This is a genomic window from Kitasatospora sp. NPDC041988 (assembly GCF_055588525.1).
Genome location: NZ_JBVJCO010000004.1, coordinates 111,439 through 125,911, shown reverse-complemented (window position 1 = coordinate 125,911; position 14,473 = coordinate 111,439). Strand labels below are relative to the sequence as shown.

The following is a 14,473-nucleotide window of genomic DNA, read 5'->3' as shown; positions in this document are numbered from 1 at the left end:
CAACTCCACAGCAGCGAACCCGGCTGGATGCAGTTCCTTTGAAGGGAGGGTTGAGTAGGGCGCGGTGCGTGGGTCGGACGAGCGTCACCAGCTCTTGGTCATCGTGCTGCGCTCTCGCGTTGCTCAAGCCATTCGAGGTACCAGGTACGGAAGGTGTGGGGGTTGCCCTTCGCATCGAGGTACGGCTCGAAGGGCGGGTTGGTCGCGCAGTCCCGGTCGCGTAGTCCCCCGCGGTGCGGGCCGACGATGACGAGCCAGCCGGTCATCCCGCAGCCGTTGTCGCTGATGAGGATCGCGCCCCGGCCGCGTTCCAGGTACCAGGCCTCGTCGCCGGCGTCGCCGAAGACGTTGCGGTAGTCGTCAAGGTAGTCGTCGTCTTCGTCGCGGGTGGTGGGTTCGTACCCAGCGGCGCGCAGAGTCGCTATCTGCTGGTCGGCCCAGCCTTCCGTCTCGACGAACGGCCCGCTGGGGTCCAGCCGCCAGTGGTACCCCCCGTCCCAGAGCCATCCCCATGTCCCGTCGATCCGGCACAACGACGTGAGGTGGATCGCCGGGCCGGGGCCGCCGGCCCCGACCTCCGCCAGAAACGTGCGGTACTCGTCGGGGAGCGTGACGCCGAGCTGTGCTTCGACCTCCGCGATCTCAGCGGGTGTCAGGACAGGTTCGAGTGTCGAGTATCCAGACGGCTCACAGCCACGGGCCCGACGCTCGGCCTCCTCTACAGCGATGACGCGTTCCCGGACTCCGGACCAGTCCACGTGCGTGTTCAAAGCTCTCCTATCGACGGCGAGCACGGACATTAGCGCCTGTCGCCGACAATCCTTCAGCGTCAAAGGACATCCGCTCAGTGATCCCCGAGCTCAGCTCCCCCTTCAGAGGGAGTGCACCTTGATCGGGTCAGGGTTGTCATGGAGCCAGGCGGCAAGTTCAGAAAACCCGCTAGCGGTTCTGAGGTGCTGACCGGTCGAACTCGTGTCGAGGACCTGGGTGGCTCCTCCGAGTGGGGTGTAGGGGACGTGGGGGTAGCACACGGCAGCGATGATTCGCGTGTAGCGGCTCAGGTCGTAGTTTGACCCCACCGGCCGCTCCGTCAGGGTGCGGTGAACCTTGTCCCACTTCGCGACGGCCTCCTCCGCCCGCGAGACGGCATTGCGGACCGTGCGGTAGTCGCCAGCGTCGAACTGCGCCGTGTAGGGCTCGCTCTTGCAGGAGACCAGGAGCAGAGTGTCGTCCTTCTCTCCGACAGCGTCCACATCCGTCAGGCGCTGGCCTTTGACAGGGTAGAGATCAAGCCCGCGACGCGGCGCTGCAGACGACGGCTTCCAGGGTGAGTGGTCGATGAGGTCCTGGACGATCTCCTCAAAATGGAAGGCTCGGGCGTTCACCAGTGCGCCCTGATCGGCCGGGGCGATCGTGCTCATGGGCAGCAGGTGGCGGACGGCGGCTTCGACGTCGATGAGGACGTCGTCGCCAGCACGGTGCAGGATCGGGCCCGCTGGGACCTGTTCCCAAGGGGAGGGCAGGGCGGTGATTGCGGCGAGAGCCTGGCCTGCGTCTATCGGAGCGCCAGTCTCAAACCATGTCTCCAGCCCTTCCCGCAGCACCGGCAGGCTGCGGTCGACGAGGTCGATCAGGAGATCCCAACGGGTGCCGATGTAGCCGTAGCGAACCAGGCTGAGCCAGCCGTGGCGGGTGTAGTGGACGAGGTGCAACGACAGGGCCTGGAGCAGGGCAATGACGGCGGGCAGGGCGGGGTGCCACCATGCCTGTCCTTGGGTGCGCGCCAGCACGGTGCGCAGATCGCGCAGGGAAAGGAACGCCGGCTGGTAGCGCCCCCACACGTTCACCTGTTGACCGTCGGCCAGCGCTCCCTGCCAGGCCGTCAGGCCCTGCCAACCGACGGGGAAAACAGTGATGATCGCCGCAGGGTCTCCGGGGCGCACGTTGTGGGAGAACAGGCGGGTCCCCGGGGCCAGCAGCCCGCTTTCGCGCTCGGCGACCCGGCGGTCGTACAAGTCGATCGCAGCCGATACGGCCTCGTCGGGGACCGTGGCAGGGATAGCGTCCGCGCGGGCGCGGGCAGCCAGGCCCTTACCGACACGGCGCATCGCCGCATCGGTGTCGCTCAGCGCGATCGTCATAGCGCACAGCCGCAGCACCCGGCGGACGATGCCGTCGGTCACCGGGAACCGGAGCTGCCCGTCCTTCATCGGTAGGCCCAGGCACGGAGTGCGGCTGGTGGCAGCGGCCAGTTCCATCAGCGCGCGGTCGCTGGGGCCCGTGGTCGCGAGCTTCCCCTCGAACAGGTCGGGCAGGCGCCGCAGGTACCACAGCCATTGCAGGGCTGGGTAGGACTGGGTGACCTGACTGATCTGGTCCTGGATATCGGCGCGTAGCACCGCCAGGTACTCCCCCGCCTGCGCCGGATCCATCAGGGCAGCAGGAGCGCGATGGCGCGCCACCGCCGTTGCTTGCGTCGGCCAGATCCACCGGGCCGACATCTGAGGCCACTCCCTCGCGGCGAGAAGGGCGAAGTCCATGGCGAGGGAATCGTAGACGGCGCTGGGACGAGTGCTCATGGACACAGCATCCTGCCAGCCCGATGCCGGCCCCGCCTCTGAGCCACGGGGCGCCGTTACCAGGTGACGACCGATCAGCTGCACGCCGACCGAGCCGTGTTCACCGCAGGATGGTGTTCCGCGAGCATGTAAGCCAGGCAACCGCTAGCCCGATCGGTCGCAGTGATCCAGGAGGGATCGGCGCCTACCTTCCCTTGTTCGCGAGCTTCACTCGAAACGAGCCGCACCCAACCCGGCTTCGACCCCTACCTGCTCACCGCGTGGTCGCCCCAGGTCACCGCGCAGGACAGCATCGCCCTCCCAGACCTGGCCGCACTGCTCGACGATCCTGCGGCCTGGCGCAAACCGCGTTCCGGGCACACCCCGTCGAGGCGGCTCAGGTGGCACTGCTCTGTCCGCGACACCACGGCCAGCGGCTCGCCCAGTTCGCCTGCGAGGACTTCGCCCGCGACCACCGCCTCACCCGCCGCGCCTGACTCCGCCTCGGGCTGCATCCGCTGCGGCGGTTGCCCTCCGTCGCGGCGAGCGGCCTCCGCTTTTACCAGGCGATTCCGGCCGTACCAAACCGGCGAATCCTCGGATTCTTTCCCCAGTCGCCCGAACCCACGAGCGGCCGGACCGCCGTTCCCACTCGAGGTAGCTCCCGTGATCGCCCACCTGCGTCGTGCCAGCAACACCGCCGGCCTGCTCACCGAGCTGTACGGGCCGGGTGAGCGCGGCACCCAGAGCAACGCCCGGCTGGTCGGCGGGGACTGCCATGGCGCCCCGATCCAGCTGCTCGACCGCTCGGGCTCCCTGCCCTACCTCGCCCAGGCGCTCGACGAGCCGCTGCAGCGCCTGGGCACCCGGGCACCGGAGCAGCCTGTGTGGATCTGCTCGGTCGGCTCCGACCCCCGACACCGCGACCTGACCGACGCCCAGTGGGCCGAGGTGGCCCGGCGCGTGGCAGCCGCCAGCGGCATCGCCCCGGCCGGCGATCCGGACGCCTGCCGGTGGGTCGCCGTGCGCAACGAGGACCGCCAGGTCCATGTCGTGGCCACTCTCGTCCGCGAAGACGGCCGCCTCCACAACTCCTACAGCGACGCGTTCCGCGTCCAGACCGAGTGCCAGCGCATCGCCGCCGAGCTCGGCCACCTCCCCGGCGTTCACATCCCCGCGCCCCGTTCCCCGGAGATCTCCGTGCCCGCCCCGTTCATCACCATCAACATCGAGCCCAGCGGCAGCGTCGCGGCCAAAGGCGCCACGGACGACCTGTCCGCCACGCTCCTCAAGCACGCCGGCTTCGCCGAGATCAGCGACTGGTACGGCCGACGCCACCGCCTGCCCACCACCACCGCGCAGAGCGACCGTTGTGCCATCGCCACCCACGCCGCCGAGATGCTGCGCGTCGCCCGGTACAACGTCCAGCTGGACCCCGACCTCGACGCCAGCAGGCTCACCCCGACTGACCCGCACGGCCTGCGCGTCGTCGGCGGCCAGATCCTGCGGCTCACTGACCAGATCAGGGGCGCCGCCAACGCCAGGACTGCGGCGAACGCCCTCGACCAGCTTCTCGACCCCACTGACGGCGTCCTGATCCGGCTCCAGGAAGCCATGGAGGCCGCCGCCGAGCAGGTCAGCGACCTCGACGACGATGCGTACGAGCTGGCCGACCGCTTCACCGCCGCCGCCGAGCAGCTGACCAGCATCGGCCAGGAACTGGAAGGTGCCGCAGCCGAGTTCCGCACTCTCGATGAGTCGGCCCTGCTGGAGGGCGGCGATTACCAGTCCAAGGTGGCCACCTACTACGCGACCGCCGTCACCAGCACGGCCCGCGCGGCCTCCCCCGCCGCGTCCGCGCGTGCCGTTGGCCCCTCCCTTCCCAGCGCCACCCCGACGACCGCCCACTCCGCCACCACCCCTGCGGTCCGGCGGCCCCGGTGACCGCGATGAACGAGGAGACCACTGTGCCGACCGACACGGACTTCATTGCCATGTCGTACGAAGACCAGGCCGACTGGCTCGCCGCGCACTTCACCGCGCGCGGCCTGCCGGCCAGGGCCGTCGCCATGGGCGGACCCTGCTACTCCGCGCAGATCGCCATCGTGCTCGACGGCGACCGCCGCAACCTCAACCTCCAGTGGGAGGAGACCCTGCGGTGGCAGCTCGAGGATCCCGAGGCTGTCGAATACCTCGACGAGGGCACGCTGGATGACCTGACACCGAATCAGTCAGCCAGCCGAGTGTGGTTGTGGCTGTCCGCCACCGGCGCGAAGGTCGCCCCGACCCCCGGGCCCGCCCTCCCCTACCGCTGCCGACCTCGAAGCGATGTCCGAGCAGGCGCGCGCCGACTGGCTCGCCAGCCGCCTGGCGGCCGACGGCATCCCCTGCGAAGCCGTCGGGATGGGCGGCTCCGCCGTCTCGGTGGAGGTGCCCGTCGCCTTCGACGATGTGCCCTACCGTCTCCACCTCGCTTGGGAGGACGGCATCCTGTGGCAGGTCGAGCCGAAGGACGGCGGCGAGGTCCTGGAACACGGGCTGTGGTGGGACCTCGCGCCCGAGGAAAGCACGGACCACGTTCGTGACTGGCTGGTCTCCCGCGGCGGTCGGCTTGCCCTGCCCGGCCTCGATTCCGCGAGCCCCGGGTTTAACCCGTCCACCAGCCCCGCGGCCGGTGCCGTCGTAGCTCACGGCACCGAACTCCCCAACAGCAGCAAGCCTTCCCCGCTGCCGCAAGCGGCGTCGGCCCTGGCCCCGGCCACCGCCCTGCGGCGGCTCGCCGACCGGCTCGCCGAGGATGCCACCCCGGCCGAGGTGGAACAGATCCTGAATGAGGTGCTCGACCCCGAGCACGGGATCCTCAGCGCGCTCACCGAGGTGACCGCCGCCGCGACTGACTGGGTGCGGGCCCGGGTCACGTTCGACGACCCTCACCACAACCCGGCCTTCGCACAGTGGATGCGGCTCAACGGCTGCACGTCCATGCTCGCCGAGATCCACCACGACCTGCGCCACGCACCGCAGGAAGCTGCCGCGCTCCCCCTCGCCCCGGCCGCCTCCAACCACCCCGAGTTCCTCCAGCGCCGACGCGGGACCACCAGCATCACCACCCGCGAGCTCACCGAACCGTCGGTGCTCTCCGCCCCCAGCGCGATGGACAGCTACGACCAGTACAAGGAGGACCAGGCCGCCGCCCGCCAGCGTGCTGCCCGCGCCACCTCACCCACCGCCGGCCCCCCGGCCGCGCACGGCACCAGGCTCAACTCCTCTACACCTGCACCGCCGCCCGGCCCCGCCGGCCGTACGCCGCGCACCCGATAACCCGACCCCACCTCAAGGAGCTTCCCGATGGGCAACCTCGCCGACGACCGCGGCACCGACGTCGAGATCTACCGCGGTACAGACGGCCAGATCCGCGCCGACTCCCGCACCGACGCCCCAGGGCTCATCGACCGCACCCTGCGCCAGTTCGGCTTCACCGCCCCGCCCGACGCCGGCAACCCCGGCTCCTACAGCCTCCAGCCGAAGCGGCCCGGCGCCGACCAACTGCTCGCCGCATCCGGTGCGGCCGGTCTGCTGAACGACTCCCTGTACCAGGTCGCCATCGAACATCAGCTGGTCGTCGGCTACATCGGCAGCGACACCATCGTCCGTTCCGACGAGCAGCGGGTCGCCGCCGCACAGCAGAGCTCCCCGGCCGCTGCACAAGCCAACACCACGGGCCAGGTGCCCGCCACCGATGTCGCTGCCGCACCTGCCGCCAAGGTGCCCCACCAGCGCAAGCGCTGAAACGTTCCCTCCCCCTCGACCAGCAAAGGAGCCCTGCCGTGATCCACAGCAGAGCCGAGCGCGCCCCGCCCCTCCGCCCGCTCGCCAACCCCTGGAACTCCCATGCCCGCTCCGCGTACCAGCGCGCCGTCGACCACCACCGGCACCGACGCGCTCCTCTACCTCCTCTTCGGCCTCGTCGGCGCCGCCCTCGCCTTCGGCTCCCTCGCCTGGGCGACCGGCAACCTCACCAACACGCTCCTCGGCAGCGGACCCTGGCGTCCGTTCAAGCCGGTCGACGCCCTCCTGCACCCGCAGATCCTGTGGCCGCACCTCGCGCCGACCACCCTGCAGGTCGGGGCGCGGATCGTCCCGGGCCTGCTCACCGCCCTGCTCGCCGGCATCGCGCTCGGCGTGGTGCTGCGGCGGCGCGGCGGCGCGAAGAACGGGCTCGCCGGCAAGGCCGATCTCGCTCCGCTGCTGGACAAGGAGATCACCGCCAAGGCGAATAGCCTGCGGCCGAGCCTGTCCGACATGAAGCCCAAGCGGATCGCGCCGGCCGACCGGGGCATCCTCGTCGGCACGCTCTCGCCGAGCCGCGCGGAAGTCCGCGGCTCCTGGGAGGACGTGTTCGTCGCCATCATGGCCCCACGGAGCGGCAAGACCTCCGGCCTCGCAATCCCGGCCATCCTCGCCGCCCCCGGACCCGTGCTGCTGACCAGTAACAAGGCGGCCAACGACGCGTTCACCGCCACAGTCGGCCCGCGCGCGAAGGTCGGCACGATCTGGACGCTCGACCCGCAGCAGATCGCCCACCACCCGCGCGAGATGTGGTGGGACATCCTGGCCGACGCCCGCGACCTCGCCGGCGCCAAGCGCCTGGCCGGGCACTTCGTCGCCGCCAGCGTGGACGAGTCCAACGGCAGCGACTTCTGGAGCACCGCCGCGAGCAACACCCTCGGCGCGCTGTTCCTGGCCGCCGCCTCGTTCCGGCGCCCGATCACCGATGTCCTCGCCTGGCTGGCCTCCCCGGCGGACCGCACCCCGGTCGACCTGCTGACCGACGCCGGCCACCACGCGGTCGCCGCCCAGCTCCAGGGCACCGTGTCCGGCGCGACGGAGACCCGTGACGGCATCTACGAGACCGCCCGGCAGTACGCGAGCTGCCTGCTGGATCCCGAGATCGCCGCCTGGGTCGCCCCCACCCCGGGCCTGCCCGAGTTCAAGCCCGCCGACTTCGCGACCTCCCGCGACACCCTGTACCTGCTCAGCAAGGACGGCGGCGGCAACGCCGGGGCGATCATCGCGGCTGCGGCCGACGCGGTGATGCGCGCGGCCGTCATCGTCGCCGAGCGCTCCGGCGGACGGCTCGATCCGCCCGCCCTGTGCGTCCTCGACGAGGCCGCCAACGTCTGCCGGATCAGCGACCTCCCCGACCTCTACTCGCACCTCGGAAGTCGCGGCGTCATCCCGATGACGATCCTGCAGTCCTATCGGCAGGGACAGAAGTGCTGGGGCGAGGCCGGCATGGACTCGCTGTGGAGCGCCGCTACCGTCAAGATCATCGGCAGTGGCATCGACGATGCGGACTTCGCGGACAAGCTGTCCCGGCAGATCGGCGACCATGACGTGCAGACCGTCTCGGTGTCCAACTCCGATTCTGGCAAGTCCACTTCGGTGTCGATGCGCACCGAGCGGATCCTGCCGCCGGACCAGATCCGCGCCCTACCCAAGGGGAAGGCGCTGCTGTTCGCCACCGGGATGAAGGTGGCGATGCTCGACCTTCGGCCCTGGTACAAGGAGCCCTCCGCGAAGGAGATCGGCCCTACCTCGGTCCTGGCGACACGGGCGATCACCGCTCGGGCCCTCGCCAAGGATGCCGGCCGCGACGAGTTCGGGCTCGCGTCGTGAGCGCGCCGAAGCTCCGCTCGCTGTCGCTCGGTGCGGGGGTCCAGTCGACATGTCTTCTGCTGCTGGCCGCCGAGGGGCACCTGCCCGGCCTGGATGTGGCGATCTTCGCCGACACGGGCGGGGAGCCCCGCGCCGTCTACGAACACCTGGTCCGGATCGAGCAGGAGATCGCCAAGCCCGCCGGCATCCCGATCCTGCGGGTGTCCTCCGGCAACATCCGCGACGACGCCCTCGACCCCACCAAGCGGTTCGCCTCGATGCCGCTGCACATCCTCAACCCCCAAGGCACCGAGGGGCTTTCACGTAGGCAGTGCACGGGCCAGTACAAGATCCGCCCGATCAAGGAGCAGGTCCGCGAGCTGCTCGGCTGCCCGCACCCGCAGCGGATTCCGATCGGGGTGTTCGTCGAGCAGTGGATCGGCATCTCGGTGGATGAGGTGCACCGGGCCAAGGACGCCGACGTCGCCTACATGAAGAACCGGTTCCCCCTCCTTGAATTGGGTTTCTCTCGCTCGGACTGTCAGCGGCTGCTGCGCTCGCGCGGCTTCGGCGAGACCCCGAAGAGTGCGTGCCTGGGATGCCCGTACCACGGCAACTCCCAGTGGCGGCAGCTGCGCGACGGCTCGCCCGAGGAATGGCGGGACGTCGTGGAGTTCGACCACGCCATCCGCAAGGGCAACGCGCGGGCCACCGCGCAGGGCACCCCGCTGCTTGGACAGGCGTACCTGCACCGCTCCCGCCGCCCGCTCGACCAGGCGCCGATCGACCGGGTCACCGCCCACGAGTGGTCCCACCGCCAGGGCGACATCTTCGACGCCATCGCGGACGCCGAGCTGGAAGCCGGCGACCCGGACGGCTGCTCGCCCTGGGCCTGCCGCTCCGGCTCCCCCGTCGCCGACAGCTTCGACCTCAGCGCCTGAAACCCCCTTCCCCTCAACAGCTTTCCGGAGTACCCGATGTCCCCGAAGAACCCCATCTCCCGCGTCGCCCGCTCGGAGCGTCTCACCGGGTCACCCGTCGTGCGGCGCCGTGGCCAGTGGTGGCTGGTCACCGGCAGCGGAGCGATCCTGTCCACCGACCCGGTCTTCACCGGCGAACTGGACCGCTTCGCCGCCGCGATGGCCGCCGCCGACCAGACCATCGCCGAGTTGCGCGCCGCCCGGAACGGGCAGTGAAGCCGCTGCTGCGGGCCGAGCAGGCGGTACTGGGCGCCGTCCTGCTCGACCCAGCCCAACTCACCTCGCTGGCCTGGCTCGAACCCGGCCACTTCTACCGGCCCGCCCACCGGGCGCTGTTCGCCGCGATGCGCGAGCTGCAGCGCGCCGGCCAGCCCGATCTGGACGCCAAGGGCGTCGTCCCGCTGGAGTGGGTGACCGGCACCGTGGCCGAGGCCAGCCGCAATGTCCGCGGCCTGAGCCCGAGTTACGCGCACACGCTGATCCAGGCATGCCCTCGCCCCGGGCACGCGGCGATGTACGGACGGATGGTGCTGGAGGGCGCGATCCACCGCACGGTGACCGAGCACGCCGTTCGCCTGCACCAGGCCGCCCGCGCGGACGCCCTCCAGGGCGAGGTCGGCGGCGCGCTCCACCAGGCCGACGTCCTGACCGGCGTGCTCGCCGACCTCGCCCGCCGCTGGGGCACCCAACCGCGCCCCGCAGCCAGGCCAGGGACGCAGCCCCATGTCCCGGTGCCGCCGGTCGGCGAGCGGGTGCGCCAGGACGAGCAACTGCTGCTGGACGTGCTGACCAACCAGCCCCGCGCGATCGACGAGGTCATCGGCTGGCTGCGGCCCGGCGACTTCGCCGACCACGTCCACGGCCAGCTCTACCGCTGCCTCGAGGCGCTCCACCACCGCGGTGAGCCGATCGACGAGGTCACCGTGCTCTGGGAGGCCCAACGACGCGGCCTGCTCGCCGACGGCCCCCTCACCCCCGACGCCGTGCGCAACCTGTGCACAGGCGTAGGCGCCGGGTCCGCCGAGTACCTCGGCGAGCAGATCCTGCGCTCTTCCCTCACGCGCACGGCCGCCACCACCGCCACCGCGATCCGCTCGGCCGCCGAGGACGAGGCCCTGGCCCCCGGCCAGCTCATCGGCCACGCCCTGCACGTCCTCGGCCGACTCGACGAGGTCCGCGCCCGGTGGCGCACCGCCATCGACCCGCCGACCTCGACCACCGCACCGTCCCTACCACCTCCGGCGTCCCGGGTCGCTGCGGCTCAGGCCCGCAGCCAACCGCGGCACCCATCCCGACCAAACCCCGCCGCGCAAGCCGCCAACGCCCGTCCCATCGGCCGCGCCCCCGCCCGCAGCCACTCCTGACCGTCGGCACAAAGCAGCGGCGCCGCCTCCCTCCACCCCCTACCCACCACCTTGGAGTCCCCGTGGAAACCTTCATCGCCGGGCAGCGAGAGCAGCTGCACGAGCTGGCCGACCAGCTCACCGACTTCGCGCGCAGGCTCTCCAGTCTCAGCCCGCGCAAGGGCCTACCCAAGCTGACGGCGCTGTCCGATACTCTCGCCGGACTCACGGCTCTGCAGCAGCGAACGCTCGGCTGTGCCGGAGAGATCGACCAGACAGCCGACCTGTCCGCCGAGGCGACCCTCGCCTACCAGCGAGCCGCCCTGTCCGACGCCTACGTTGCTCCCATGATCGGCATGGCGGTCGTGTTCGGCTCCGTTGTCCTACTCAGCGTCGCCCAAACGACTGCCCCGCGCTCGAAGAACTCCGGGCCCAACGAAAGTGCGCTCGCTTACATCAACCTCCTCGAAGCGCAGAACCTGCTGATCGGCGCAGCCGGCGGCCTGCGAGAACTGGCCAGGCACCTTACATGCAAGGAATCCACCGCTCTTGACGAGCTTGACGCCGCCCTGGACACGTTCTCGCGCCTGCGTGAATGGGCGATCCCCGTCACGCAGGAGCGGTGACATGGAGACGAGCACCTCGCCCGTTCCCCTGATCGGCAGCTTGTGTTCGGGATACGGCGGTCTCGACCTAGGCGTTCAGGCTGCACTCGGTGGCCGGGTGGCCTGGCACGCGGAGGTGAACCCCGACGCCTCTCGCATCCTGGCCCGGCACTGGCCCGCAGTCCCGAACCTGGGCGACATCGCCGCCATCAACTGGGCCGATGTGCCGAGGGTTTGTGTCCTGACGGCGGGCTTCCCCTGTCAAAGACGTCTCGGTCGCCGGCCGCCGGGCCGGACTCAACGAGCACACCCGTTCCGGGCTGTGGCTGCACGTGGCGCGTGCGGTCGAGGCCCTCCGTCCGCACCTCCTGGTGGTCGAGAATGTCCGAGGTCTCCTCACCTCCCCCGCCGGTTCCCCTGGCGACGTGGAACCCTGCCCGTGGTGTCTGGGAGACGACCCAACCCAGTCTCCTCTGCGAGCACTTGGTGCCGTTCTGGGCAGCCTGGCCGACCTCCGGTACGACGCTCGGTGGCTCGTGCTTCGCGCCTCCGACGTCGGAGCGCCACACCGACGGGAGCGGGCATTCCTCGCCGCCTGGCCCGCCGAACACCCTGCTCAAGACGCCGACCAGCAACATCGGCAAGAACGGCGGCTCCCAGCACCCCTCGAAGAGGAAGCGCGGCGGCCACGGCCCGAACCTCGCGGACGAGGTGGAGTGGCTGCTGCCGACCCCGAAGGCCAGCGACGGGATCAAGGGCTCGCCGAACCAGAGGCACGGCAACGGCGACATGACCCTGCCCTCGGCGGCGGCCTCGCTCCTGGCCAGCGACACGTCGGGGCGCCGGCCGGGCAAGGACAAGCGCCCGCCGTCAGCGGTGGCCCTGCCGCTGTGGGCGGAGGACCGCGCGCAGGAGGTGGTGGCGACGAGCGGTGGGGACCGTACGCCTCCGCCGTCGCCCGGTGGGAGATGCTCACCCGCCCGGCGCCGGCGCCCACCGATGAGGGCGGGCGGTTGCGCGCGGACTTCGTCGAGTGGATGCAAGGGCTGGCGCCGGGCTGGGTGACCGCCACGCCGGGACTCGGGCGCCCGGCCCAGCTCACCGCCCTCGGCAACGGAGTCGTACCCCAACAGGCAAAGCTAGCACTGGAGTTGCTGGCTCCGCCGTTTCTCCGCTGCCCGCGCTGCGCGGGTTCACAGGGGGCTTCTACCGGGCTTTTCCGGCCGTACCAAATCGCGGATTCTCCGGATTCTTCTCTCCGGCAGCCGCAGTGACCAAGGGGGCTGCATGCCAGCGCACGTCCCGGTCCGCCGGGCGCCTGCCCGCGCGCCACCGGCTCCACCCGCACCGAGAGGTCCTCCTTGAGCACGTCCTCCACCGTCACCGCCCCTGCCCGGGACAGCGGCTACCGCGCTGTCCTGGGCAGGCGCCACGTCGCCCGCCTGCTGGGCGGCACCCTGATCGGCCGCCTGCCCACCGGCATGGCGCCGATCGCGATCCTGCTGCTCGTGCGCGCCGAGGGCGGCTCGCTCGCCCTGGCCGGGCTGCTGTCCGCACTGTTCGGCCTCGCTGCCGCTGTGGGCCAGCCGCTGCTGGGCCGGATGGTGGATCGGCACGGGCAGACCCGGGTCCTCGTCGGGGCTACCAGTGCCTCGACGACCGCGTTCCTCCTGCTGCCGTGTGCCAGCCCGACCCACCACCCGGTGCTGGCCGCTCTCGCCGTGGTCGTCGCCGGGCTGAGCACGCCGCCCCTCGAGGCCGGCCTTCGGGCACTGTGGCCGGAGCTGCTGCCCGATCCCGCTCAGCAGCGCGCCGCGCTCTCCCTGGACTCCGCCACACAGGGCCTGGTGTTCGTAGCCGGCCCCCTGCTGGCCGCCGCCTTCTCAGCCGGAGCGGGTCCGCACGCCGCCGTCGCGGCAACCGCGGCGCTCGGCCTGCTCGGGGCCGGAATGGTCGTCTCGGCCGAGCCGTCCCGCACCTGGTCTCCGAACCCCCGAGAGCAGCACTGGCTCGGCCCGCTGCGGGTGCCCGGACTCCGCATCCTGTTCGCCGCGCTCGCCGGCATCGGTGTCGCGCTGGGGGCGGTCAACGTGCTGGCGCTGAGCGCGGCCGAACGCCACCACGCCGGATGGCTGGCCGGCCTTCTGCCCGCTGCCCTGTCTGTCGGCAGCACGCTCGGCGGACTCCTCTACGGACGCCGGACCTGGCCCGGCTCGCCAGTGGCCCATCTGGTCACCGCCACCGCCGGGTTCACCGCCGGATGGCTGCCGCTGCTGCCCGACCCGGTGCCGAGCGTCGCCGTCGTCTGCGCCGTCCTGCCGGGCCTGTTCCTCGCGCCCCTGCTGACCGCCTCCTTCCTGACCGTCGATGCGCTCACCCCACGCGGCGAGACCACCGAGGCGTTCGCCTGGCTCATCGCCGTCATCGGCACCGGTCAGGCCGCCGGCACCGCCCTGGCCTCCCTCGCCGCCACCACGGGCGCCCTCGCCTGCGCCGCCGTCCCGCTCGCCGGAGCCGCAGCGGCCCTCGCCCTGCTGCACCGCGCCCGCCATCAGCTCACCTTCTGATCCGCCACACCTACCGAAAGCAGCACCACCGTGAACACCTTCGCCACCGCAACCTCCCGCTCCCGCATGCACGTTGTCTGGGACTGGAACGGAACGATCAAGGACGACCTCGACGACCACGTGTCCGCGCTGAACGCCACGCTGCCCGCGCTCGGCGGCGAACCGGTCGACCGGGAGACCTACCGAGCCAAGCACACCGTGCCGATCCCGAACTTCTATGCCCGCCTGCTCGGGCGCACCATCACCGATGCCGAGTGGACATCCAGCGACGCGGCGTTCCTCGCCCACCTGAAAGCCCAGCCGGTGCGGCTGCGCGAGGGCGCCGAGCAGCTGCTGACCGCGTTGCGCGAGGCCGGCCACACCCAGTCGCTGCTCTCGCTGTGCCCGCACGAGACCCTGCTGCGCGAGGTCGAACAGGCCGGAATCGGCCGCTACTTCACCCGGATCGACGGCCGCACCGGCCCCTCCGGCGGCACCAAGGCCGCGGCGCTGGCCGCCCACCTCGACGCCCTCGGCCTGGCCGCCGAGCCCGAGCACGTGCTGCTGGTCGGCGACGCGATCGACGACGCGGACGCCGCCCACGCCAACGGTGCCATCGCAGTGCTCCACACCGGCGGCCTGCACCACCCCACCAAGCTCGCCGCTGCCGGCCACCCCCTCGCCGACAGCCTCGATGAGGCCGTCGCCCTGGGCCTGAGCCTGGCCGCCGACCTCACCCCGGCGCGATGAGACCCGACAGCCACAGGGGCCAACTCCCGTGCT

Annotated in this window: 13 protein-coding genes and 1 pseudogene; 12 read left to right on the top strand and 2 right to left on the bottom strand. The window is 71.3% G+C overall.

Annotated elements, in window-relative coordinates; all coding sequences use genetic code 11:
• Nucleotides 1-98 precede the first annotated feature (98 nt).
• Together ACZ6NC_RS06555 and ACZ6NC_RS06550 are read right to left on the bottom strand one after the other, a co-directional pair.
• Nucleotides 99-794: an SMI1/KNR4 family protein gene (locus tag ACZ6NC_RS06555; protein ID WP_465729586.1), complete on the bottom strand. Its 696-nt coding sequence runs from the start codon at nt 792-794 to the stop codon at nt 99-101.
• Nucleotides 795-872: 78 nt separating this feature from the next.
• The gene (locus ACZ6NC_RS06550; RefSeq protein WP_465729584.1) at nt 873-2,579 is read right to left on the bottom strand and encodes a hypothetical protein; all 1,707 of its coding nucleotides are present in this window, start codon (nt 2,577-2,579) and stop codon (nt 873-875) included.
• Nucleotides 2,580-3,224: 645 nt separating this feature from the next.
• Between ACZ6NC_RS06550 and ACZ6NC_RS06545 the strand changes: the two genes are divergently transcribed.
• The 12 genes and pseudogenes from ACZ6NC_RS06545 to ACZ6NC_RS06490 all read left to right on the top strand — a co-directional run bounded on the left by ACZ6NC_RS06545 (nt 3,225) and on the right by ACZ6NC_RS06490 (nt 14,440).
• Nucleotides 3,225-4,502: a hypothetical protein gene (locus ACZ6NC_RS06545; protein ID WP_465729582.1), complete on the top strand. Its 1,278-nt coding sequence runs from the start codon at nt 3,225-3,227 to the stop codon at nt 4,500-4,502.
• Nucleotides 4,503-4,886: 384 nt separating this feature from the next.
• Nucleotides 4,887-5,879: a hypothetical protein gene (locus tag ACZ6NC_RS06540; RefSeq protein ID WP_465729580.1), complete on the top strand. Its 993-nt coding sequence runs from the start codon at nt 4,887-4,889 to the stop codon at nt 5,877-5,879.
• A 27-nt stretch (nt 5,880-5,906) separates the two neighbouring features.
• Nucleotides 5,907-6,347, top strand: a complete 441-nt coding sequence (locus ACZ6NC_RS06535; RefSeq protein WP_465729578.1) for a hypothetical protein — start codon at nt 5,907-5,909, stop codon at nt 6,345-6,347.
• Between the two features lie 102 nt (nt 6,348-6,449).
• Nucleotides 6,450-8,237, top strand: a complete 1,788-nt coding sequence (locus ACZ6NC_RS06530; RefSeq protein WP_465729576.1) for a type IV secretory system conjugative DNA transfer family protein — start codon at nt 6,450-6,452, stop codon at nt 8,235-8,237.
• Nucleotides 8,234-9,157 carry an adenine nucleotide alpha hydrolase family protein gene (locus tag ACZ6NC_RS06525; RefSeq protein WP_465729574.1) on the top strand — a complete coding sequence of 308 codons (924 nt, stop codon included), beginning with the start codon at nt 8,234-8,236 and terminating at the stop codon, nt 9,155-9,157. Before ACZ6NC_RS06530 ends, ACZ6NC_RS06525 begins: the two co-directional genes overlap by 4 nt.
• A 36-nt stretch (nt 9,158-9,193) precedes the next feature.
• Nucleotides 9,194-9,412 (top strand): hypothetical protein, encoded by a 219-nt coding sequence (locus ACZ6NC_RS06520; RefSeq protein ID WP_465729572.1) that lies wholly within the window; start codon nt 9,194-9,196, stop codon nt 9,410-9,412.
• Entirely contained in the window at nt 9,409-10,560 is a 1,152-nt protein-coding gene (locus ACZ6NC_RS06515) for a DnaB-like helicase N-terminal domain-containing protein (protein WP_465729570.1), read from the top strand. Before ACZ6NC_RS06520 ends, ACZ6NC_RS06515 begins: the two co-directional genes overlap by 4 nt.
• A gap of 62 nt (nt 10,561-10,622) precedes the next feature.
• The gene (locus tag ACZ6NC_RS06510; protein ID WP_465729568.1) at nt 10,623-11,165 is read left to right on the top strand and encodes a hypothetical protein; all 543 of its coding nucleotides are present in this window, start codon (nt 10,623-10,625) and stop codon (nt 11,163-11,165) included.
• A 1-nt stretch (nt 11,166) separates the two neighbouring features.
• Nucleotides 11,167-11,349, top strand: a pseudogene (locus tag ACZ6NC_RS06505) (hypothetical protein); the annotation flags it as partial.
• Between the two features lie 115 nt (nt 11,350-11,464).
• Nucleotides 11,465-12,418: a DNA cytosine methyltransferase gene (locus ACZ6NC_RS06500; RefSeq protein ID WP_465729820.1), complete on the top strand. Its 954-nt coding sequence runs from the start codon at nt 11,465-11,467 to the stop codon at nt 12,416-12,418.
• An 87-nt stretch (nt 12,419-12,505) separates the two neighbouring features.
• On the top strand, nt 12,506-13,711 hold the full coding sequence (locus ACZ6NC_RS06495) for an MFS transporter (protein WP_465729566.1): 1,206 nt from the start codon (nt 12,506-12,508) through the stop codon (nt 13,709-13,711).
• Nucleotides 13,712-13,741: 30 nt separating this feature from the next.
• Complete coding sequence (locus ACZ6NC_RS06490) at nt 13,742-14,440, top strand: HAD family hydrolase (RefSeq protein ID WP_465729564.1); 699 nt, start codon at nt 13,742-13,744, stop codon at nt 14,438-14,440.
• Nucleotides 14,441-14,473 lie beyond the last annotated feature (33 nt).